Consider the following 21,744-nt stretch of genomic DNA (forward strand, 5'->3'; position numbering starts at 1 on the left):
CTATAAAGCGTGATCAAGCAAGGTTCTTTTAAGGCATTTAATGCTTCAATGACAGCACGTAATTCCATTCGATTATTGGTGGTTTTAAAATAGCCTTTGGAGAGCATTTTTTCATGCTGTTTATAACGCAATACGGCACCAATTCCCCCTGCTCCAGGATTACCTAAGCAAGAACCATCAGTAAAAATTTCAATCTGTTTTTGCATAACAAAAAGGTTGTTGTGTAGAATGGCAAGTATTTTAATGGAAAGAGATAGGTTGAACAAATGATTAATCCCAATCGCCAAATTGTATTAGATACTGAAACTACAGGTATGAATCAGCTTGGTGCACATTATGAAGGACACTGCATTATTGAAATTGGTGCAGTTGAATTAATAAATCGTCGTTACACAGGTAATAATTTCCATATTTACATTAAACCAGATCGCCCCGTTGATCCTGATGCGATTAAAGTTCATGGTATAACCGATGAAATGTTAGCGGATAAGCCTGAATTCAAAGAGGTTGCCCAAGATTTTTTGGATTATATTAATGGTGCGGAATTGCTTATTCATAATGCGCCCTTTGACGTTGGATTTATGGATTATGAATTTCGTAAACTCAATCTTAATGTGAAAACTAACGATATTTGTTTGGTGACAGATACGCTACAAATGGCGCGTCAGATGTATCCCGGAAAACGTAATAATTTGGATGCACTTTGTGATCGTTTAGGTATTGATAATAGCAAACGTACTTTGCACGGTGCGTTACTGGATGCCGAGATCTTGGCGGATGTTTATTTGATGATGACTGGGGGACAAACAAATTTATTCGATGAAGAAGAATCTGTTGAGTCTGAAGTTATCCATGTTGTGCAAGAAAAAGCGGCGGAAGAAATAAAAAGTGCGGTGGATTTTGCGCACAATTTAAAATTACTTCGACCTACTGATGATGAGCTACAAGCGCATTTAGAATTATTAAAGATGATTAATAAAAAAAGTGGAAATAATTGTCTTTGGGATAAACGCTTTGGCAATGATAATATGCATTAATCGTTTGGAATTTAAGCAGGCAAGTAAAATTTAATAAAAAAAGATTGACGAGATTTATGTTCGTCATTATGATACGCACCACTTAGCGGAGTGGTAGTTCAGCTGGTTAGAATACCTGCCTGTCACGCAGGGGGTCGCGGGTTCGAGTCCCGTCCATTCCGCCAATTTAAAATTAATATCTTATCTCGGAGTGGTAGTTCAGCTGGTTAGAATACCTGCCTGTCACGCAGGGGGTCGCGGGTTCGAGTCCCGTCCATTCCGCCAATTAAGATAAATAAAGATAGCACCTAATCGTGCTTTTTTTGTATCTGAAATTTGCTTCATCCTTGACAAAAATAAAGTAAACTTTTAAGATTTGAAGAACTAGGGAGCTGTCACTCCCTAGTATGTCGTGTTATTAGTAAGTCGGTAAACTCACTAATAATAGTAGTACGACAAGGATAATGAGTTTAATCATTTTCTTATCCTCTTCAAACGTTGCGAAAAAGCGCAACACTTGTTTTCAAGCTGAATCCTTGAAAGCGAGATTATTATAACGTTAGGTTATAGATAAATAAACAGTGTTTAGAAAGCCATAGGATTGTATCCTATGGCTTTTTCTTTTCCTTGTTGAAATCATTTTTTACCAATCCTTTAACTTCCGATATAATAGCCGCCATTTTTGACAAAATAAGAGATTTTTTATGGCAACTCCAGTTGTGGCCCTTGTTGGTCGCCCGAATGTGGGAAAATCCACATTGTTTAATCGCCTTACTCGCACACGAGATGCGTTAGTCGCTGATTTTCCTGGTTTAACTCGTGATAGAAAATACGGCCATGCTCATATTGCTGGCTATGAGTTTATTGTTATTGATACCGGCGGTATTGATGGAACTGAAGAGGGTGTTGAAGAAAAAATGGCGGAGCAATCTTTGCTTGCTATTGATGAAGCCGATATTGTTCTTTTCCTTGTGGATGCTAGAGCGGGTTTAACGGCAGCTGATATTGGTATTGCTAATTACTTACGTCAACGTCAAAACAAAACGACGATTGTGGTGGCAAATAAAACTGATGGTATTGATGCGGATTCTCATTGTGCTGAATTTTATCAGTTAGGCTTAGGGGAAATTGAGCAAATCGCTGCTTCGCAAGGCCGTGGTGTCACTCAGTTAATGGAACAAGTACTTGCGCCTTTTGCGGAGCAAATGGAAAACGCCGATGAAAATGACCGCACTTCTGAGGAAGAACAAGACGAATGGGAACAAGAATTCGATTTTGATTCAGAAGAAGATACGGCCTTGCTTGATGAGGCGTTAGAAGAATCAGAAGAAGAGCAAGATAAAAATATTAAGATTGCCATTGTTGGCCGCCCAAATGTGGGTAAATCTACCTTAACCAATCGTATTTTAGGTGAAGATCGTGTGGTGGTTTACGATATGCCAGGTACGACACGCGACAGTATTTATATTCCAATGGAGCGTGATGGACAGCAATATACGTTGATTGATACAGCTGGTGTGCGTAAGCGTGGTAAAGTACATTTAGCTGTTGAAAAATTCTCCGTGATTAAAACCTTGCAAGCGATTCAAGATGCTAATGTTGTATTACTGACTATTGATGCGAGAGAGAACATTTCTGATCAGGATTTATCTTTGCTCGGTTTTATTTTAAATGCAGGCCGTTCTTTAGTGATCGTTGTGAATAAATGGGATGGTTTAGATCAAGATGTGAAAGACCGCGTTAAATCTGAGCTTGATCGTCGTTTAGATTTTATTGATTTTGCTCGCGTGCATTTTATTTCTGCATTGCACGGCAGTGGTGTGGGTAATCTTTTTGATTCGATTAAAGAAGCCTATGCTTGTGCGACTCAAAAAATGACGACCTCGCTTTTAACTCGTATTTTACAAATGGCAACCGATGAGCACCAACCTCCGATGATTGGCGGTCGTCGAATTAAATTAAAATATGCTCATCCAGGTGGTTATAATCCGCCGATTATAGTGGTTCACGGTAACCAAATGGATAAATTACCCGATTCTTATAAACGTTATTTATCTAATTATTATCGTAAGAGTTTGAAAATTATTGGCTCACCAATTCGCCTTCTTTTCCAAGAAGGTTCGAACCCATTTGCGGGGCGTAAAAATAAACTTACCCCGAACCAATTGCGTAAACGTAAGCGTTTGATGAAGTTTATTAAGAAAGCGAAACGTTAAATTCGAGATAGATAAAACTTAGAAAGATTTAACCGCACTTTTAAAACTCTTTTGGGAGAACTAAAGTGCGGTTATTTTTTTATTTGTTTTGCAGAAGAAACGTATGGCGATATTTTAAGTGCGTTGTAATAAAAATGATGAAGCCGATTGAACTTAATGCAGCGCCCGTATAACCAATTTCGTTTAATCCTAAATAGGTTGTCGCAAGATTTCCAAATAATGCGCCTGCGCCAATTCCTGCATTGAAAATGCCCGAGTAAATAGCAGTTGCAACATCTGTTGCATCTGGTGCAAGTTTTAGTACGCGCATTTGCAGAGATAGTCCGATACAAGAAATGCCAATCCCCCAAATAAACACAAGGCTGAACATTGCTATCATTGTTTCGGTAGAGAAGAGTAGTAGCAAGAGAGAGAACATCAATAAGCTCATCGAAACAACAATAAATTTTGTAGGAGCAAGTCGGTAGAACCTGTTAAATAATAGGCTTGCGGCAATACCTGAGAAACCAAAAACTAATAATACAGCCGTGGCAAAATTTGGATCTAAGTGCCCGACATCAATCATGAATGGTTCGATATAAGTATAAGCGGTAAAGTGTGCGGAAATGACGATTGCCGTTGTTACATAAAGCCAAAGTAATAATGGGCGTTTAGCAAGCAAGGGTAAACTTGCAATAGATCCAGCATTTTTACTTGGTAAATTTGGTAATAATCGAATAATTAAAAACATAATGGATAATGCCAGCACCGCAATAATGCCAAAAGTGACCCGCCAACCGACGAGCTGTCCGACAATTCGTCCTATCGGTAAGCCTAATATGGTGGCAAGTGCGGTGCCGATAGCGAGCATTCCTAATGCTTGAGTTTTCTTGTGTTTAGGTGCGATGCGCATCACAAGTGAGGCAGTAATTGACCAAAACACTGAATGGGCTAATGCAATACACATTCGAGCGAGAAGTAATATCCAGAAATTCCAGGCAATGACTGATAAAATATGCCCAACAATAAATATAATGAAAAGCTTAATAAGCAGACTTTTACGCTCCATATTGCCTGTGGCAAGCATGGCCGGTAAAGACATAATTAGCACCGTCCAAGCATAAACTGTCATCATTAAACCGGTATCGGCGGTTTGCATATTAAAACTTTGTGCAATGTCACTTAACATTGCAACGGGCACGAATTCTGTAGTATTAAAAATAAATCCTGCGCAAGCCATAATAAGCACGCGCCATGATTGGATTTTTTCAGCTTTTAAATATAACGACATTAACGTAACTTTTCTTTAATCGCATCAATTAATTGATGGCGGAATTTCTTCGTAAAATTAATTTTATATTGTGGTGAACTGCAGTTACCAAAAAAATTGATTGGTAGTGTTAAATTTTGATAGCGTTGATCAGTAGAATGTAAATTGATATCCACATTGCATTCCATTCGATTTAAATCAATGACGCCTTTTCCTTGCCCCAACAGTGCGGGTGTTTTTAATTCAATTTTTTCAGCAATCAGTTGATTCTGTTGGAGAAATAATTGTAAGTGAAATTGTTCAAAGCGAGTGTTTAATTCTTTGTTTTGTAACAGATCACTGTTGTAATTGATAGGGAAATATTGACTGACCATATCCAATAAATTCACACCAAGAATTTCACCATTTTGAGCGAGGATATTTAACTTTCCTTGAATAAGTTGTGAATGTAAAAATGTGAAATCAATATTAAAATCTGCGTGTCCACTTAATATTTCGGGCATGTTTAATAGCGTTAATAAGCGTTTAACCGGGAAATATTTGCCTGAAAAATTTACCGCACTTTGATTGTCTATTTGTTGATATTTCAATACGGCTAAACAATCGTTATCACACTGTGGTTTTATATAAGTCACCATTTGTTGGCGTGGGGACGTAAAATCTGCGTGGGTTTCTATATAACCAAGAGGCTGGTTATTTAAGCTTGCATCAACAAATTGAATCAGAGCTGATTTCGGGTTTGAAAAATCTAAATTTGCTTTGTTGAAAGTAAAATTGAATGTTTTATTTTCATATATAGGTTTATCAAATTCAATACGAATATGGCTTTCACCATTCAACATTACTTTTTGGGATAAAAGTTGATTTAAGGAAAACGGCGCTAAATCCATTGAGATATTTGCGCTGTTTTGTGCGTTTTGATTTAGAGTGATTTGTTGAAGATTAAGTGAGTGAAGTTTTGCGTTGACATAAAAAAGAGGCAAAAAATTAAGTTTAGTTTCAAGCTCTTGAACTGAAAATTGCGTAGTTTTTATATTTTTAAGAGAAAGTGCGGGTGGAAATAGAGATAAATTGACTGATTGAACCGCAATATTTTGTTGTGCTAGTTGTTTATCGATGGAATTTTGTACTCGATAAAGTTGGATATACAAAAAAGAAAAGATCGCCAAAGCGACGATCCCTACGCCAAGCGCGAGCTTTTTCATCGATTATTCCTTGTCTTCGTCAATTCGACTCGCAACCGCACTTTGTTGATTTTTATATTTTGCATCTTTGCGGCTACTGTATGGTCGTTTCGCTTCGCCACTTAATATTTCAAAGCTTAATGCACCAATCACCATGTTTGGACGTAATGCTAATGGTAATTTCCCTGAATTATAAAATTCTAACACGATTCTTCCTTCCCAACCTGGATCAATACGGTGTGCCGTGACGTGTACCATTAAGCCTAAACGCGCTAAAGAAGATCGACCATCTAACCAACCGATAATATTGGCGGGTAATTTCACGGATTCAAGTGTAGTTGCTAATGCTAAAGTACCTGGATGTAAGAAAAATGCTTCGCCTTCAGGCACAATAATTTCATCGCTCATCACCGATTCAAGCTGGGCGGACACTTCTTCTTTCGGGCCACTTAAATCAATGAAAGGCGCAGAATGTTCACGAAATACGCGGAAAGAATTACCCAAGCGAACATCAATCGTCGCGCCGTTGATTTTGTCATTATTTGGACGTGGCGTTAAAGAAATAATGCCATCATCGAGATAGCGTTCAATATCAGTATCGCAAAGACGCATAAGATTTCCTATTTTTGATTCAATAAATGAAGGATTTGAGCTTTTAACATATTGATTGCAATACGGTTTTTACCTCCGCGAGGAATGACAATATCCGCATATTGTTTAGATGGCTCAATAAATTGTAAGAACATTGGGCGCACGGTTGCACGATATTGATCAATAACCGATTGTAGGGAACGACCGCGTTCTTCCATATCACGTTGTAAACGGCGAATAAAACAAATGTCTAATGGTGTATCCACGAATACGGAGATATCCGCAAGTTGACGAACACGTTCATCAGTAAGCAGTAAAATCCCTTCTAAAATCACAATACGTTTTGGTGTAAATGTTGTGGTTTCACCTGTACGAGTATGATCAACGTAGCTATAAACAGGCACATCAACCGATTTTCCTGATTTTAAATCTTTTAAATGTTGAATGAGCAAATCGCGATCCATTGAGCTTGGATGGTCATAATTTGTTTTTATACGTTCGCTCATTTCTAAATGGCTTTGATCTTTGTAGTAACTGTCTTCGGCAATAATTCCAATTTCTTGGCAGCCTAATTCATTACAGAGTTCTTTGTGAACGGTAGAGGCGATAGAACTTTTGCCTGATGCGGATGCGCCAGTGATGGCGATGATGATACAAGAATCTGACATAATTGTGTTTTGATGTAAGGGAAATTTTGGCAATTATAAGTAAAAGTGCGGTGAATTTCACGTTTATTTTTTCACTTGAATTTTAAAAAGTGTGAGCTTCATCACGGTATTATTCGCCTTTTTCACGTAGGATTCGAATCATTCTATCCAATAAGGAGTATTTATTATGAAGTTCAACAAAATTTCTCTTTCTGTTTCTGCCGTACTTTTAGCTGCAGGCTTAGCTATTTCTGGTTCTGCCAATGCTAAAGGTCGTTTAGTTGTGTACTGTAGTGCAACCAATATTTTGTGCGAAACCACCACAAAAGCATTTGGCGAAAAATATGATGTGAAAACATCCTTTATTCGTAATGGTTCAGGTAGTACTTTTGCCAAAGTTGAAGCTGAAAAAAATAACCCTCAAGCGGATGTTTGGTTCGGCGGTACATTTGACCCTCAAGCTCAAGCTGCAGAATTAGGCTTAATTGAGCCTTATAAATCCAAACATATTGATGAAATCGTAGAACGTTTCCGTGATCCAGCAAAAACGAAAGGTCACTATGTTTCCTCAATCTATATGGGGATCTTAGGTTTTGGTGTGAATACTGAACGTTTGGCAAAATTAGGCATTAAAGAAGTACCAAAATGCTGGAAAGATCTAACAGATCCACGCTTAAAAGGTGAAGTTCAAATTGCAGACCCTCAAAGTGCGGGTACAGCCTACACTGCATTGGCGACATTTGTTCAATTATGGGGTGAAAAAGAGGCGTTTGAATACTTAAAAGCCTTGCATCCTAATGTTTCTCAATATACCAAATCGGGTATCACGCCATCACGTAACTCTGCGCGCGGTGAAGCGACAATTGGGGTCGGTTTCTTACATGATTATGCATTAGAAAAACGCAATGGGGCACCGTTAGAATTAGTCGTGCCTTGCGAAGGAACAGGTTATGAGTTAGGTGGCGTGAGTATCTTAAAGGGTGCGCGTAATATTGATAATGCAAAATTATTCGTCGATTGGGCTTTATCAAAAGAAGGCCAAGAATTAGCTTGGAAACAAGGGGATTCTTTACAAATCTTAACTAACACGACCGCAGAACAATCACCAACTGCATTTGATCCAAATAAACTCAAATTAATCAATTATGACTTTGAAAAATACGGTGCAACAGAACAACGTAAAGCCTTAATTGAAAAATGGGTACAAGAAGTTAAATTGGCGAAATAGCGGTGAATAAGTGCGGTAAAAAATACTGAAGTTTTTGACCGCACTTTTCGTATTTTTAATGTGATTTCGTTTTCCCTCTAAGAGATTGCAAAATTTTCATTCATAAGGGCGTTATAATCAGATGAAACTATCAAAAATCGCAGTAACCCTGTCTGGTGTGATGTTAAGTGGATTAGTATTAAGTAATCCATCTTTTGCTAAAGGGCGTTTAGTCATTTATTGCAGCGCGCAAAATACGATGTGCGAGCAAGAAGCGATGGCATTTGAGAAAAAATTTGATGTTAAAACAAGTTTTATTCGTGGTGGCACGGGAACCATTTTAGCAAAAATTGATGCTGAAAAAGATAATCCACAAGGCGATGTTTGGTATGGTGGAACAATGGATCCTCATTCTCAAGCAGGGGAAATGGGGTTATTAGAACCTTATAAATCATCCAATCTTCCTCAGATCGTAGAAAAATTCCGTGACCCAGCCAAAATGAAAGGGAATTATTCTTCAGCAATTTATTTGGGCGTGTTAGGTTTTGGCGTGAATCCAGAACGTTTGAAAAAATTGAATTTACCAATTCCAAAATGCTGGAAGGATTTAGCTAACCCAATTTACAAAAATGAAATTCAAGCCGCAGATCCACAAAGTTCTGGTACGGGTTACACTCAGCTAGCCACTTATATGCAACTTTGGGGGGAAGAAGAGGCGTTTAAATTCTTAAAAGAGTTGAATAAAAACGTATCGCAATATACCAAATCTGGTAATACGGCAACACGTAATACAGCGCGTGGAGAAACGGCAATTGGCATTGGTTTCTTGCATGAATATTCTTTAGAAAAAGCGAAAGGCGCGCCAGTAGAATTAGTCGTACCTTGTGAAGGTACTGGCTATGAAATTGGCGGTGTGAGTGTCATTAAAGGTGCGCGTAATTTAGATAATGCGAAACTTTTTGTTGATTGGGCGTTATCCAAAGAGGCGCAAGAATTAACTTGGCAAAAAGGTGAGGCGTATTCCATTTTAACCAATACCACCGCACAACAATCGCCTTATGCGTTAGATTTTAAATCTATTAATTTAATTAACTATGATTTTGATAAATACGGTGCGACTGATTTACGTAAACGCTTAATCACAAAATGGGTTGATGAAGTAAAATTAGCCAAATAATGATGTCACTAACGAAGTGATATGTCGCATATCGCTTCGTTTTTTTACCTTATGCGAGGTTGTATGAACGCAAAAAAACTTTCCATAATGCATTCTGCTTATTTTTGGATTATTTTATCCTTATTGGCGTTTGCGCTCCTGCCTTCCAATGCACTTGATTACGGTTTGTTTGAAAGTACTTCAGATGAATATTTAGAGGCAATGGGCTGGGCTTCTTTCAATTTAACTTGGGCTTGGTTCCTGCCTGTTATTGTGTATGGTGCTTTGCCGTTATTTAGATTGCCACAGCAAACCCAAGCAAAAACAGAGCTATTTTTGACCGCACTTTCTGTACTGTTTATGTTTATCAGTGCGACGGTGTACAAAATCAGCATGGGCTATTCTGTAATTGTGTTACTTGTGGGCTATACCGCATTAGCAACACTTTCATTGGCAAAACTAAAAGTGATGCAAGGTGATAAATTTATCATCGCTTCTTTGCTTTGCATTATTTTGCTCATTTTCTTCTTTATCGTTTATCCAACATTGGCGATTTTCGTTTCAATGTTTTATGACGGAGACACATTTGCGCCACAACAAGTGATGCGTATTTTAACGCAGAGCTATATTGTTCGCGTAATTACCAATTCGCTTTTCTTATCGGGCTTTGTGGGCGTAGTGTCTACTGTATTTGGTTTAGCCTTTGCGCTTTATACCACGCGTATCGCTCGTAGAACTGCATTTATCGGAAAAATTTTCTCTATTTTGCCAATTGTTACACCACCATTTGTTGTGGGATTAGGGGTAACTTTAATGCTTGGCCGTTCTGGTTATGTAACCGAATTTTTAAGTACGAATTTTGGTTTCACCAATCATAACTGGTTGTATGGTTTTAATGGGATTGCAATTGCTCAGATTCTCGCATTTGCCCCTATTTCTTTTATGATTTTAGATGGCGCATTAAAATCGGTACATCCTTCTATTGAAGAAGCCTCTTATACGTTACGAGCCAATCGCTATCAAACTTTTTATAATATTATTTTTCCATTGTTACGCCCCGCATTGGCGAACTCATTTTTAATTGTATTTATCCAATCGCTTGCAGATTTTAGTAACCCATTGGTATTGGGCGGTAGCTTTGATGTGATTGCAACACAGATTTATTTCTATATTGCGGGTTCACAATTAGATTACGCATCAGCAAGTACCTTAGGTTCAATATTATTAATTTTCTCTCTAGCGATTTTTATCATTCAATACATTTGGATTGGTAACCGCTCTTATGTCACCGTTTCAGGTAAATCTTATCGTGGTGATGTGCAAGATCTTCCAACTGGTTTGAAATATACCATCATCGGCATGCTTGGATTCTGGGTAATCTTTAATATGGCGCTTTACGGTAGTATTTTCTACGGAAGCTTCACGGTAAACTGGGGCGTCGACTACACTTTAACCTTGAAAAACTATGCCATGTTATTCGGGCAAGGATTGAGCGATGGGGCATGGCCTTCCCTTATCAATACCTTAATCTATGCAGGTATTGCCGCACCATTAACCGCATTCTTTGGATTATTGATTGCGTACATTGTGGTACGTAAAGATTTCCAAGGTAAAAAATCCCTTGAGTTCTTAACCATGCTTTGCTTTGCCGTGCCGGGTACTGTGGCTGGGGTGTCTTACATTTTAGCCTTCAATAATGCGCCACTTTATATTACGGGTACTGGCATTATCGTGATTATTTCAATGGTTATGCGTGACTTACCAATCGGTATGCGAGCTGCGATTGCAGGGTTAGGTCAGCTTGATAAATCTCTTGATGAAGCATCGCTTTCTTTAAAAGGGAGTTCGTGGAAAACCTTATGGTATATCGTCTTGCCATTATTAAAACCCGCATTGCTTTCAGCGCTTGTTACCAGCTTCGTTCGTGCAATGACGACGGTGAGTGCAATTATATTCTTAGTGACAGCAGATACTCGGGTTGCTACTGCATATATTCTAAATCGTGTGGAAGACGGAGAATACGGCATTGCGATTGCATACGGTTCTATCTTAATTGTTGTGATGATGGCAATTATTTTATTCTTCGACTGGATTGTAGGTGATACACGTATCTCTCGTTCTAAAGCGAAAAAAATGAATTAACTCGTTAAGTTGTAGGTAAATATTATGAGTAATAATGATTTCTTAGTATTAAAAAATATCACCAAAGCATTTGGTAAAGCGGTCGTCATTGATAATTTGGATTTAACGATCAAACGTGGCACGATGGTGACATTGTTAGGACCATCAGGTTGTGGCAAAACAACTGTACTGCGTTTAGTTGCGGGGTTAGAAAATCCAACATCAGGCCAAATTTTTATTGATGGTGAAGATGTAACAAAATCTTCTATTCAAAATCGAGATATTTGTATTGTCTTCCAATCTTATGCGCTATTCCCGCATATGAGCATTGGCGATAACGTGGGCTACGGCTTAAAAATGCAAGGTATTGGCAAAGAAGAACGTGCTCAACGTGTAAAAGAAGCTTTAGAATTGGTAGACTTAGCGGGATTTGAAGACCGTTTTGTGGATCAAATTTCAGGTGGGCAACAACAACGTGTTGCATTGGCTCGTGCTTTGGTATTGAAACCAAAAGTCCTATTGTTTGATGAACCATTAAGTAATTTGGATGCAAACTTACGTCGTTCTATGCGTGAAAAAATCCGTGAATTGCAACAACGTTTAGGCATTACCTCGCTTTATGTGACACACGACCAAACAGAGGCTTTTGCTGTATCTGATGAAGTTATCGTTATGCATAAAGGTAAAATTATGCAAAAAGCGCCAGCGAAAGAGCTTTATCTCCGACCAAATTCTTTGTTCTTAGCAAACTTTATGGGTGAATCCAGTATTTTCGATGGAAAATTAGAAAATGGTGTGGTGAATATTAATGGCTATTATGTGTCTTTAAAAGATGCTGCACAGTTTAATTTACCCGATGGTGAATGCTTAGTGGGTATTCGCCCAGAAGCAATTTATCTTGCTGCAGAGGGTAGCGATGCTCAACGTTGTGAGATTAAAAGTGCGGTCTATATGGGCAACCATTGGGAAGTGGTCGCAAATTGGGTAGGAAAAGATTTATTGGTGAATTGTAAGCCAGAAGATTTTAATGCCGATTTAAAACAAGCCTATGTAAATTTATCTGATCACGGTATTTTCTTATTGAAGAAAGAGTAGTACAGACATAAAAAAGCGCGGTGAAATTTCACCGCGCTTTTGAGATTACAATTAAGGGGAAGGATTTTCCCCTTTTTTATTTCTGTTACTAAATCGCCCAACCGCCTGCATAGAATGCAACGAGTACGATTGCAATAATCACAGTACCTACATTTAAGCGTTTAATATCGCTGCTCACGATTCTTCCAATCACTAATGCCGCAAAACCTAACATAATTCCTGTTACGATATTGGCGGTAAGCACGATAAATACTGCGCAGATTAATCCGCTCATCGCGCCAACGAAATCATCGAAATCTAATTTGCTTACATTGCTTAACATTAATAAACCAACGTACATTAATGCTGGGGCAGTTGCGTATCCAGGCACTAAGAAAGCTAATGGTTGGAAGAAAAGCATTAATAGGAATAACACCCCAACAACGATTGCAGTAATACCTGTTTTACCGCCTGCTGCTGTTCCTGCTGCTGACTCAATATAAACGGCAGCTGGTGCTGTACCGAATAAGCCAGAGAATAAGCTACTGATTGAGTCTGAAGTTAAAGCTTTACCGCCATTGATAATTTGACCGTCTTTATCAAGTAAGTCTGCTTGACCTGCAACTGCGCGAATTGTACCCGTTGCATCAAATACGGCAGTCATCACCAACGCAAATACGACAGGCAAGATTGCGGGTTGTAGTGCGCCCATAAAGTCTAATTGTAAGAAAAGAGAATTTTCACCAAAGGTTGGCATTTTGAAAATCTCTCCGCCAAATTTTACATTTGGATCAAAAATTAAACCTACGATAGTAATAGCGATAATGACCCATAAAATACCGCCTTTAATTTTCATTTTTTCAAGGCCGATAATGAGCGCTAAACCAATTAAGGACATCATGACTGGGAATGAGGTGAAATCGCCTAATTTTACTGGCAAGCCAGCTTGGTTGCTGACGACTAAACCAACGCCGTTTGCCGCAATTAAAAGTAAAAAGAGTCCGATACCAATGCCTGCTCCGTGAGCAATACTGGATGGTAAATTACGCAAGATCCATGCACGAATACCCGTGGCAGAAATTAAGGTAAACACAACCCCCATTAAGAATACTGCGCCTAGCGCAACGGGAATGGCGACCTTTTGACCAATTACTAGGCTAAATGCAGTGAAAGCTGTAAGAGAAATTGCACAACCAATTGCCATTGGTGCATTTGCCCATAAGCCGATTAAAATAGAGCCTAACCCTGCAACTAAACAGGTGGCAATAAAGACAGATTCCGCAGGAAAACCTGCAGCACCTAGCATATTGGGTACCACGATGACAGAATAAACCATTGCTAAGAAAGTGGTTAAACCCGCGATAATTTCTTGACGAACAGTTGAACCACGTTGCTTGAGCTCAAATGTTTTTTCTAAAGTTGGCATAGTGTTCCTTAAAGTTGAGTGAAAAATTAAAGTGAATAAGGCGCGCTATTTTACATCATAAAAATGAGAAGTAAACGTTTGCGTGAGTTTTATTTAGGATAAAGTGCGGTCAAAATTATGAATAGTTATGAAATAATTTATTTGCTGATTTTCTCTACAAATGAGACTGCGAGTCAGCAGAAAAACTGCTATACTTGTCGCGTTTTTTAACTTGATAAAATGAAGGAAACAAAATGGCTGATTTTAATCAAATTTTAACGCCAGGCGATGTAGATGCTGGCATTATCAATGTAGTAAATGAAATTCCAGAAGGTAGCTGCCATAAAATCGAATGGAACCGTAAAGTTGCGGCATTCCAATTAGATCGTGTTGAGCCAGCAATTTTTGCAAAACCAACTAACTATGGCTTCATTCCACAAACTTTAGATGAAGATGGCGATGAGTTAGATGTGTTATTAATCACTCGTCAACCATTAGCAACAGGTGTATTCCTTGAAGCTAAAGTAATTGGTGTCATGAAATTTGTTGATGATGGCGAAGTGGATGACAAAATCGTTTGTGTTCCAGCAGATGATCGTGATACAGGAAATGCGTATAATTCATTAGCAGATTTACCTTCGAACTTAATTAAACAAATTGAGTTCCATTTCAATAACTATAAAGCGCTTAAGAAACCAGGTTCAACGAAAGTAACGCATTGGGGCGATGTAGAAGAAGCGAAAGAAGTGATTTGTGAGTCTATTAAACGTTGGAATGAGCGTTAATTAACAAACACATTTGATTGTAAAAGTCCCTGATTCTTTGAGTCGGGGATTTTTTTGTAGTGAGTCTAAGAAATTTAGATAATAAAAAAACACCTTTCGGTGCTTGCTTTATTTTCAAAGTGGTGGGTCGTGAAGGATTCGAACCTTCGACCAACGGATTAAAAGTCCGCTGCTCTACCGACTGAGCTAACGACCCACTGGAATCATTTTTAATGGTGCCCGAAGCCAGACTTGAACTGGCACGCCTCGAAAGGCGAGGGATTTTAAATCCCTTGTGTCTACCGATTCCACCACTCGGGCATATAGACAACTAACATTTGCGTATTATGGAGGCGTGTCCCGGAGTCGAACCGAGCTACATGGATTTGCAATCCAGTGCATAACCGCTTTGCTAACACGCCACGAATTGGAGCGGGAAACGAGGCTCGAACTCGCGACCCCGACCTTGGCAAGGTCGTGCTCTACCAACTGAGCTATTCCCGCATTCGCTGTTAGTGGTGCGCATTTTACGGAAATTCAGATAAGTGTCAATTACAGATTTAAAAAAATTGTCTAACCGTTTAAAAAAAGTTCATTTTGTTCAAATAAATCACAGAAAATGATGGAAAAATGGAATTTTATGTAATTTTCTAATTTCTACTTTTATCACTTTTTCCTTTGTGCCAAAATGCTAAACGTTTTTTAGCACGTAAAGTGCGGTTGATTTTTTCATTATTTTAGAGGATGTTATGACACAACAATATGCTATCGATACTTTATTAGCTCAAGCAGGTAATCGCAGTGATGATCGTACGGGCGCAGTTTCTACACCAATTTTTCTTTCTACGGCTTATGGCCATTATGGTATCGGTGAAAGTACGGGATTTGATTACACACGTACCAAAAACCCAACTCGTACAGTATTAGAAGAAACGATAGCTAAATTAGAGAATGGAGATCGTGGCTTTGCGTTTTCTTCTGGTATGGCTGCAATTCAAGTTTTGATGACGCTTTTCACTGCACCGGATGAATGGATTGTTTCTAGCGATGTGTATGGTGGTACTTATCGACTATTAGATTTTTCTTATAAAAATAACAATAGTGTAAAACCTGTTTATGTCAATACAGCATCTGCTTCAGAAATTGAGGCGGCAATTAACCCAAATACGAAAGCGATTTTTATTGAAACCCCATCAAATCCCTTAATGGAAGAATGTGATGTGGTTGAAATTGCAAAACTTGCGAAAAAACATAACTTAATGTTGATCGTGGATAATACGTTTTTAACGCCTGTGCTTTCTCGCCCATTAGATTTAGGTGCTGATGTGGTGATTCACAGTGGGACTAAATATATTGCTGGTCATAATGATGCACTTGTTGGTTTAATCGTTGCGAAAGGGCAAGCACTTTGTGATCGCATTGCTTATATCCAAAATGGTGCGGGTGCGGTGCTTTCACCTTTTGATTCTTGGCTGACTATTCGTGGTATGAAAACCCTTTCTTTGCGTATGAAACGCCATCAAGAAAATGCACAAGCCATTGCGGAATTTTTAAAAGCTCAACCACAAGTGGAATCAGTGCTTTATCCAAATAAAGGTGGGATGTTGTCTTTCCGTTTGCAAGATGAAGCTTGGGTTAATACGTTCTTAAAATCCATTAAATTGATTACTTTTGCAGAAAGTCTAGGCGGCACAGAAAGTTTTATTACTTATCCAGCTACTCAAACTCATATGGATATTCCAGAATCCGAGCGTGTAGCTCGTGGGATTACTAATACCTTACTGCGTTTTTCAGTCGGTATTGAAGATGTAGAAGATATTAAAGCGGACTTATTACAGGCTTTTGCAAACTTAAAATAATTGGAGCAAACCATGAAGATTGCAATCTATAGCACTAAAAGTTATGACAGAAAATATATTGAACTCATTAACGCGAAATATAATTTCGATTTAGAATTTTTTGATTTTATGTTGAACGAGAGCACTGCACGTTTAGCAGAACATTGCGAAGTAGTATGCATTTTCGTGAATGATAATGGTAGCCGAAAAGTATTAGAAAAATTAGCCGCACTTGGTGTGAAAATCGTGGCTTTGCGGTGTGCGGGTTTCAATAATGTTGATTTAAAAGCCGCTCAAGAATTGGGCATTCAAGTTGTACGGGTTCCCGCTTATTCCCCTGAAGCAGTAGCAGAACATACCATCGGTTTGATGATGACACTGAACCGTCGAATTCATCGTGCTTATCAGCGTACCCGAGAAGCGAATTTCTCTCTTGAGGGGTTAATTGGTTTCAATATGCACGGACGCACAGTCGGCGTGATCGGAACAGGTAAAATTGGGATTGCGGTGATGCGAATTTTAAAAGGTTTTGGCATGAATATTTTGGCGTACGATCCTTTCAAAAATCCAGTAGTGGAAGAACTGGGGGGACAATATGTTGAATTAGATGAGCTTTATGCTAAATCCCATGTCATTACGCTCCATTGCCCGGCAACGCCAGAAAACTATCATTTATTAAATCGCGAGGCTTTTGCCAAAATGAAAGATGGCGTGATGATCGTTAATACGAGTCGCGGTTCTTTGATTGATACCCAGGCTGCAATTGATGCATTAAAACAGCGTAAAATCGGGGCGTTAGGTATGGACGTTTATGAGAATGAGCGTGATTTATTCTTTGAAGATAAGTCTAACGAAGTGATTCAAGATGATATTTTCCGTCGTTTATCTTCTTGCCATAATGTATTGCTAACAGGTCACCAAGCATTTTTAACCGAAGAGGCACTAACCAATATTGCAGATGTGACTTTATCAAATGTTTATAAATTGAAATCGGGTAAAGTGTGTGAAAATATTGTTTTGCCGTCTTAGCTTTTGGCAATTAAAACGATTAGTTTACATTTTTTAAAACGGTGTTATTCTGCACCGCACTTGTAAGTTTAAAAAAAGCCCTTATATAGGGATTCCATTCACAAAATAAGGAAAACAAAATGAGCGAAGTATTACACATTAATGACGCAGATTTTGAAAGTGTTGTAGTTAATTCAGATATCCCCGTTTTATTAGACTTTTGGGCACCATGGTGTGGTCCTTGCAAAATGATTGCACCAGTCTTAGATGAACTTGCGCCTGAATTTGCTGGTAAAGTTAAAATCGTGAAAATGAATGTGGATGACAACCAAGCAACCCCAGCACAATTTGGTGTTCGCAGTATCCCAACATTATTATTGATTAAAAATGGTCAAGTTGTTGCAACTCAAGTTGGTGCATTACCAAAAACTCAATTGGCTAACTTCATTAACCAACATATTTAATCGTTGCTTAAAGTTATAAGTAACGTTAGAGCATTGATAAGATTGCCCCTTAATGGGGCAATTTTTTTGTCTAAAATTTTGATGAACGACCTGATGAGAATCAAAGCACTTGCTCAAATTCTATATTTAAAGGAAAGGCTTTGGTTATCGTGTTGTAAATAAAACAATAGCGTAATGCGTTTTGTGTGAGTTGTGTGAAGGTTTCATCGGTTAAATCTGATGAAATAAAAATTTTAATTTTTCCGTCATTAATGACTGGCTGCTCACTATAGCCGCGAACGCCCAGTAAGGTTAAAGGATTGGCGAGATTGAGCCAAATTTTTCCTTCCATTTCTACAATATCGGCACGTTGTTGAGCAAAATGTGCTTTTACACTGCTCAAAATGCCCCCTAAAATAGAAACAGCAAAATAATCTACCGCACTTTTTTGTAACGATTGGTTATCGAAATTGACTTGTGAATAGAGAGAAATACTGTCATTCGGTGTGAATAATTTAATTTCTTCTCCGCGTAATACGGCTCGATATTTAGCGGTAAAACATTCACTTTCAGGTACGTTATACATAACGTTCCCTCAATATTGATTTTGCTTCATTTAATACCTTAAGTTTGGCTTCAATAATGTCAAATCCATTTAAAGGGCGGTTAGAAAAAGTGGCAAATCCACAATCTGGATTTAGCCAAATTTGCTCTGGTGGAAGGTAATTTAAGGCTTTTTCTGCGCGCTGAACAATCTGCGCTACGGTTTCTACTTCATCAGAACGAGGATTGATGACGCCTAAGCCTAAAATACATTTTTGTCTTAAGATTTCACTTTCTAATAACGAACTTAATTCTCCCGCTCTTGGCGTAGAAAATTCGAGCATTAAAATATCAGGTAATGCCGATTCAAATAAATCCACTAATGATGTATAAGGCCCGCGCAGTAATACGCCTTCATCTTTGCTCCAGTTGCCTCGGCATACATGTAATGCGGTTTTGATATTTTTATTTCTTGCATACTCAAAGATTTGAGTAATTAAACTTTTTGCAAACTGTAGTTCCGCAGCAAAATCTTGTTTTTCGCTTAACGCCGCACACATAAATGAACGTGTTTGATGATGGCTAAAAATAACTTCTGTTAAAACAGGCTCATCAAATTGAACTACACTTACGCCTAGCTCACATAAATAATCAATTTCTTGCTTTAAGATAGCAACAACATCTTTTGCCATTTCTTCTTTTGATGAATAATGTTGCCCTGACACAGGCGAAAGCCACATGGAGCGAGCCATTAAGTAAGGCCCTGGCAAGGTTGCTTTAATTGGCTGCCTAGTTAGATTTTTCAGTAGCAACATTTCATCTGCGACTAAAGATTGTTTGTAGCTGATTTTTCCCACGCAAATAGCATTTTTTATGGAAAGTGCGGGAACATCCAAGGTTTCTAGCATTGACTCAAAAATTTGCTTTTCTTTAATGTGATCGAGCATTTCACTCATGCTCATTAAGGTCGCGCCTTGAATTTTTTGTGCAATAAAAGAAAGGTAATTGTCGCGAAGTAATTCGCCACTCGTGATGATATCAATGCCAGTACGTTGTTGAAGTTCGACAATTTGTTTTGTTTCTTGAACAACGATTTGCTCAAGCTCAGCTGTAGTTATTTTGCCGAGTGCGTGCTTTTTACGTGCCATCAAAAGTGCTTGGCTGCGAGGCATTGAGCCTAAAAGGGAAGTAGTGAAAGGTTTCATAGAAAATCCACAATGATGAGCGTTTATCGCACGCCCATCATGACATATTGATCTTAAAAGAATTTTAAATATTCATTGGCAGCTTGTAATTGAGCAAAACCTTTTGTTCTACCCGCAACCCAACGTTTTAATCCTTCCAAATCCATCATTTCTTTATGTTCTGGATTGTTGTAATCCATTTTGAACAAGGTTTCGGTGAATGCATTGAATTTGGTTTCATCTAATCCCACGCGCCCACTGAAAATACAATGGTCAAATGATGGTGTTTTTGCGAGTACTCGAACTGTTGCTGGATCGAGTGTGCCATCTTTTGTCCAACGTTCAAAGTTGAAATCTAGCATCCATGTTGCCGCGACTTGACGATCTTTTAATGCATTAGCTGCATCTAATTCACCGCCTACATGATCGCCGTGCAAACCAACACCCACATCAAAGCGTTTTTCTACATAATCTTGACCAAACTCCAAGCCATGTTGATGTAAAAACTCGATTGGAATTAACCGCGCTTGTGGAGAATCTATCGCACCAAAAGCAATAGTTTTATTTTTCAAATCTTCAATAGATTGGATGTTTGGATCATTAACAACTAAATAGCTTTGACGATCTTGGTCGGTATCACGCATTGCTCCATTTAAGGTTTTACCACCACTACGCAAGTAACCATCTAGCCAAGCTAGGGGAGAGTTCCACGCCACATCAATTTCATTATTGAGTAACGCATCAACTTGCCCTTTGTAGTCTTTGAAATACACGGGTTCAATAGGGAAACCTTCTTTTTCGAAAAAGTCTGCAATAATGCCCCAAATAACTGTCACTTGTGGGGCGTAGATTACCGCCCCGATTTTTAATTTTTCACTCATTTTTCACCGCACTTTATGGAATTTGTTGACCTGTAATGGCTTTACCTAACCAAATATTTAGCACATCGACACTTGGCGCCATCACTTGGCTTGCTAATGCATCGCGTAAATAGCGTTCCATTGGTCCCATTTTGTTATAGGCCTTGCCACCGCCAATACGCATACCAATTTGAGCAAGAATAATCGCGTTTTCGCTCGCGAGAATTCGGGCGGCTAATAATTTAGCCAATGCATCTGCATCACCTTCTGTGGCTGCACGAGCCGCATCTCGCGTAGCACATACAGCCGCATTCGTATTTGCATAGATTTTAGCTAAGTGAATTTGCACGGTTTCGATTTCGGCTAGTGCAGTGCCCGATGTGTATTTACGGTGTGTTGAATGTTTAATTGCCTCAGTAAGCACGGCTTTACAGACGCCGCTATAGACAGCAGCCAAACCACAAATAAAGGCGGGTGCAATGCCACCAAATACTTGTTCTGCGCCTGCGCCAACTTCGCCAATACGCCAGCTACGATCTAATGGCATATCGGTCATTCGCATAAAGCAAGAGACATTGCTACGCATACCTAAGCCATTCCAGCTATCGGCTTCAAAAGTTAAGCCTTGAGTACCAAGTGGAAGCACCCAGTTATCAATAGTTTCACCATTTTCGGAAGGCAAAAGTGCTAAATAATAAGAAGCATAATTGCCAGATGTCACCATAGATTTTAAGCCATTGAATACTGCATGTTCAGCATTAAATTGTGCGGTTGCATCGGTAATATAGAAGTGAGTACCCGTGCCTAATTCACTATAGGCGAGTGCGGCAAATGTTTGATTTTGAACAATGTCAGAAAAGATTTTTTGTTTGAGTTGATCGCTGCCGAATAGATTTAAACAATTCACTGCAACGTTACTCATCATGTAACAGAGACCAGCAGAAGCTGAACTTTCAGCTAATGCCATACAGACTTCAGCGTGTTCTTTTAGGGTTAATCCCATTCCGCCGTATTCTTTTGGAATTAAAAGTGAAAACCAACCAGCTTTACCTAATTCCTTAAATGCCTGAACAGGAAATTCTTTTTTTTGATCGAGTTCGTCGGCGTAAGGCTCAATAAACTGTTCCGCTAACTTTCTCACCTGAGTATAGATTTGCGACATAATATATCCTTATTGTGTGTTGAGAAAAACTTTCTACGAGGCGGATATTATTATGCTCAGTTTCTTTTTTCTAGTA

20 protein-coding genes and 6 tRNA genes are annotated in these 21,744 nt (G+C 38.7%); 12 read left to right on the forward strand and 14 right to left on the reverse strand.

The window, feature by feature from the left end:
* Positions 1-206: RNase H family protein (locus HMPREF9096_RS0108810; RefSeq protein WP_032803513.1), on the reverse strand; the 206-nt coding region annotated here is incomplete at its 3' end.
* A gap of 60 nt (positions 207-266) precedes the next feature.
* Between HMPREF9096_RS0108810 and dnaQ the strand changes: the two genes are divergently transcribed.
* The 4 genes from dnaQ to der all read left to right on the forward strand — a co-directional run bounded on the left by dnaQ (position 267) and on the right by der (position 3,232).
* Positions 267-1,037: a DNA polymerase III subunit epsilon gene (gene dnaQ / locus HMPREF9096_RS03065; RefSeq protein ID WP_009766740.1), complete on the forward strand. Its 771-nt coding sequence runs from the start codon at positions 267-269 to the stop codon at positions 1,035-1,037.
* A gap of 87 nt (positions 1,038-1,124) precedes the next feature.
* Positions 1,125-1,201: transfer RNA gene (locus HMPREF9096_RS03060), tRNA-Asp, on the forward strand.
* Between the two features lie 23 nt (positions 1,202-1,224).
* A tRNA-Asp gene (locus HMPREF9096_RS03055) sits at positions 1,225-1,301 on the forward strand.
* Positions 1,302-1,720: 419 nt separating this feature from the next.
* The gene (gene der, locus HMPREF9096_RS03050) at positions 1,721-3,232 is read left to right on the forward strand and encodes a ribosome biogenesis GTPase Der (RefSeq protein WP_009766741.1); all 1,512 of its coding nucleotides are present in this window, start codon (positions 1,721-1,723) and stop codon (positions 3,230-3,232) included.
* A 79-nt stretch (positions 3,233-3,311) separates the two neighbouring features.
* Here the strand turns inward: der and HMPREF9096_RS03045 are convergent, their stop codons facing one another.
* From HMPREF9096_RS03045 to udk, 4 genes are read right to left on the reverse strand one after another with little or no spacing between them, the layout of a single operon-like run.
* Entirely contained in the window at positions 3,312-4,502 is a 1,191-nt protein-coding gene (locus tag HMPREF9096_RS03045; RefSeq protein WP_009766742.1) for a sugar transporter, read from the reverse strand.
* Positions 4,502-5,686, reverse strand: coding sequence for a hypothetical protein (locus HMPREF9096_RS03040; RefSeq protein ID WP_009766743.1), 1,185 nt, complete (start codon positions 5,684-5,686; stop codon positions 4,502-4,504). The genes HMPREF9096_RS03045 and HMPREF9096_RS03040 overlap by 1 nt, the downstream gene beginning before the upstream one ends.
* 3 nt (positions 5,687-5,689) lie before the next feature.
* Complete coding sequence (gene dcd, locus HMPREF9096_RS03035) at positions 5,690-6,277, reverse strand: dCTP deaminase (RefSeq protein WP_005637479.1); 588 nt, start codon at positions 6,275-6,277, stop codon at positions 5,690-5,692.
* Between the two features lie 8 nt (positions 6,278-6,285).
* The gene (udk, locus tag HMPREF9096_RS03030; protein WP_005627960.1) at positions 6,286-6,924 is read right to left on the reverse strand and encodes a uridine kinase; all 639 of its coding nucleotides are present in this window, start codon (positions 6,922-6,924) and stop codon (positions 6,286-6,288) included.
* Positions 6,925-7,090: 166 nt separating this feature from the next.
* Here udk and HMPREF9096_RS03025 point away from each other — a divergent pair, with 166 nt between their 5' ends.
* The 4 genes from HMPREF9096_RS03025 to fbpC all read left to right on the forward strand — a co-directional run bounded on the left by HMPREF9096_RS03025 (position 7,091) and on the right by fbpC (position 12,482).
* The gene (locus HMPREF9096_RS03025) at positions 7,091-8,131 is read left to right on the forward strand and encodes an ABC transporter substrate-binding protein (RefSeq protein ID WP_009766744.1); all 1,041 of its coding nucleotides are present in this window, start codon (positions 7,091-7,093) and stop codon (positions 8,129-8,131) included.
* A 121-nt stretch (positions 8,132-8,252) separates the two neighbouring features.
* Positions 8,253-9,287: an ABC transporter substrate-binding protein gene (locus tag HMPREF9096_RS03020; protein WP_009766745.1), complete on the forward strand. Its 1,035-nt coding sequence runs from the start codon at positions 8,253-8,255 to the stop codon at positions 9,285-9,287.
* 63 nt (positions 9,288-9,350) lie between these two features.
* Positions 9,351-11,408 carry an iron ABC transporter permease gene (locus HMPREF9096_RS03015; RefSeq protein ID WP_009766746.1) on the forward strand — a complete coding sequence of 686 codons (2,058 nt, stop codon included), beginning with the start codon at positions 9,351-9,353 and terminating at the stop codon, positions 11,406-11,408.
* 24 nt (positions 11,409-11,432) lie between these two features.
* Entirely contained in the window at positions 11,433-12,482 is a 1,050-nt protein-coding gene (gene fbpC / locus HMPREF9096_RS03010; RefSeq protein WP_009766747.1) for a ferric ABC transporter ATP-binding protein, read from the forward strand.
* Positions 12,483-12,570: 88 nt separating this feature from the next.
* On the opposite strand, the gene HMPREF9096_RS03005 is transcribed toward fbpC, so the two are convergent.
* Entirely contained in the window at positions 12,571-13,887 is a 1,317-nt protein-coding gene (locus tag HMPREF9096_RS03005) for an NCS2 family permease (protein ID WP_009766748.1), read from the reverse strand.
* A 233-nt stretch (positions 13,888-14,120) separates the two neighbouring features.
* On the opposite strand from HMPREF9096_RS03005, the gene HMPREF9096_RS03000 reads away from it, so the two are divergent.
* On the forward strand, positions 14,121-14,651 hold the full coding sequence (locus tag HMPREF9096_RS03000; RefSeq protein WP_009766749.1) for an inorganic diphosphatase: 531 nt from the start codon (positions 14,121-14,123) through the stop codon (positions 14,649-14,651).
* Between the two features lie 120 nt (positions 14,652-14,771).
* On the opposite strand, the gene HMPREF9096_RS02995 is transcribed toward HMPREF9096_RS03000, so the two are convergent.
* The 4 genes from HMPREF9096_RS02995 to HMPREF9096_RS02980 all read right to left on the reverse strand — a co-directional run bounded on the left by HMPREF9096_RS02995 (position 14,772) and on the right by HMPREF9096_RS02980 (position 15,134).
* Positions 14,772-14,847, reverse strand: a tRNA-Lys gene (locus HMPREF9096_RS02995).
* A gap of 17 nt (positions 14,848-14,864) precedes the next feature.
* Positions 14,865-14,951: transfer RNA gene (locus tag HMPREF9096_RS02990), tRNA-Leu, on the reverse strand.
* Between the two features lie 27 nt (positions 14,952-14,978).
* Positions 14,979-15,052, reverse strand: a tRNA-Cys gene (locus tag HMPREF9096_RS02985).
* A gap of 6 nt (positions 15,053-15,058) precedes the next feature.
* A tRNA-Gly gene (locus tag HMPREF9096_RS02980) sits at positions 15,059-15,134 on the reverse strand.
* Between the two features lie 245 nt (positions 15,135-15,379).
* On the opposite strand from HMPREF9096_RS02980, the gene HMPREF9096_RS02975 reads away from it, so the two are divergent.
* From HMPREF9096_RS02975 to trxA, 3 genes are all read left to right on the forward strand, one after another.
* Positions 15,380-16,489 carry a methionine biosynthesis PLP-dependent protein gene (locus HMPREF9096_RS02975; protein ID WP_009766750.1) on the forward strand — a complete coding sequence of 370 codons (1,110 nt, stop codon included), beginning with the start codon at positions 15,380-15,382 and terminating at the stop codon, positions 16,487-16,489.
* A 12-nt stretch (positions 16,490-16,501) separates the two neighbouring features.
* Positions 16,502-17,497 carry a 2-hydroxyacid dehydrogenase gene (locus HMPREF9096_RS02970; RefSeq protein WP_005634049.1) on the forward strand — a complete coding sequence of 332 codons (996 nt, stop codon included), beginning with the start codon at positions 16,502-16,504 and terminating at the stop codon, positions 17,495-17,497.
* A 119-nt stretch (positions 17,498-17,616) separates the two neighbouring features.
* The gene (gene trxA / locus HMPREF9096_RS02965; protein ID WP_005627940.1) at positions 17,617-17,940 is read left to right on the forward strand and encodes a thioredoxin; all 324 of its coding nucleotides are present in this window, start codon (positions 17,617-17,619) and stop codon (positions 17,938-17,940) included.
* 100 nt (positions 17,941-18,040) lie between these two features.
* Here the strand turns inward: trxA and HMPREF9096_RS02960 are convergent, their stop codons facing one another.
* Genes HMPREF9096_RS02960 through HMPREF9096_RS02945 form a run of 4 tightly spaced genes read right to left on the reverse strand, consistent with a single transcriptional unit; the run spans position 18,041 to position 21,668 of the window.
* Complete coding sequence (locus HMPREF9096_RS02960) at positions 18,041-18,505, reverse strand: OsmC family protein (RefSeq protein ID WP_009766751.1); 465 nt, start codon at positions 18,503-18,505, stop codon at positions 18,041-18,043.
* The gene (locus HMPREF9096_RS02955) at positions 18,498-19,667 is read right to left on the reverse strand and encodes a cobalamin-independent methionine synthase II family protein (protein ID WP_009766752.1); all 1,170 of its coding nucleotides are present in this window, start codon (positions 19,665-19,667) and stop codon (positions 18,498-18,500) included. Before HMPREF9096_RS02955 ends, HMPREF9096_RS02960 begins: the two co-directional genes overlap by 8 nt.
* Before the next feature lie 53 nt (positions 19,668-19,720).
* Entirely contained in the window at positions 19,721-20,527 is an 807-nt protein-coding gene (locus HMPREF9096_RS02950; RefSeq protein WP_009766753.1) for a phosphate/phosphite/phosphonate ABC transporter substrate-binding protein, read from the reverse strand.
* A gap of 13 nt (positions 20,528-20,540) precedes the next feature.
* Positions 20,541-21,668, reverse strand: coding sequence for an acyl-CoA dehydrogenase family protein (locus HMPREF9096_RS02945; RefSeq protein ID WP_009766754.1), 1,128 nt, complete (start codon positions 21,666-21,668; stop codon positions 20,541-20,543).
* Positions 21,669-21,744 lie beyond the last annotated feature (76 nt).

Origin of the sequence: Haemophilus sp. oral taxon 851 str. F0397 (assembly GCF_000242295.1) — a bacterium.
GTDB lineage: Bacteria > Pseudomonadota > Gammaproteobacteria > Enterobacterales > Pasteurellaceae > Haemophilus.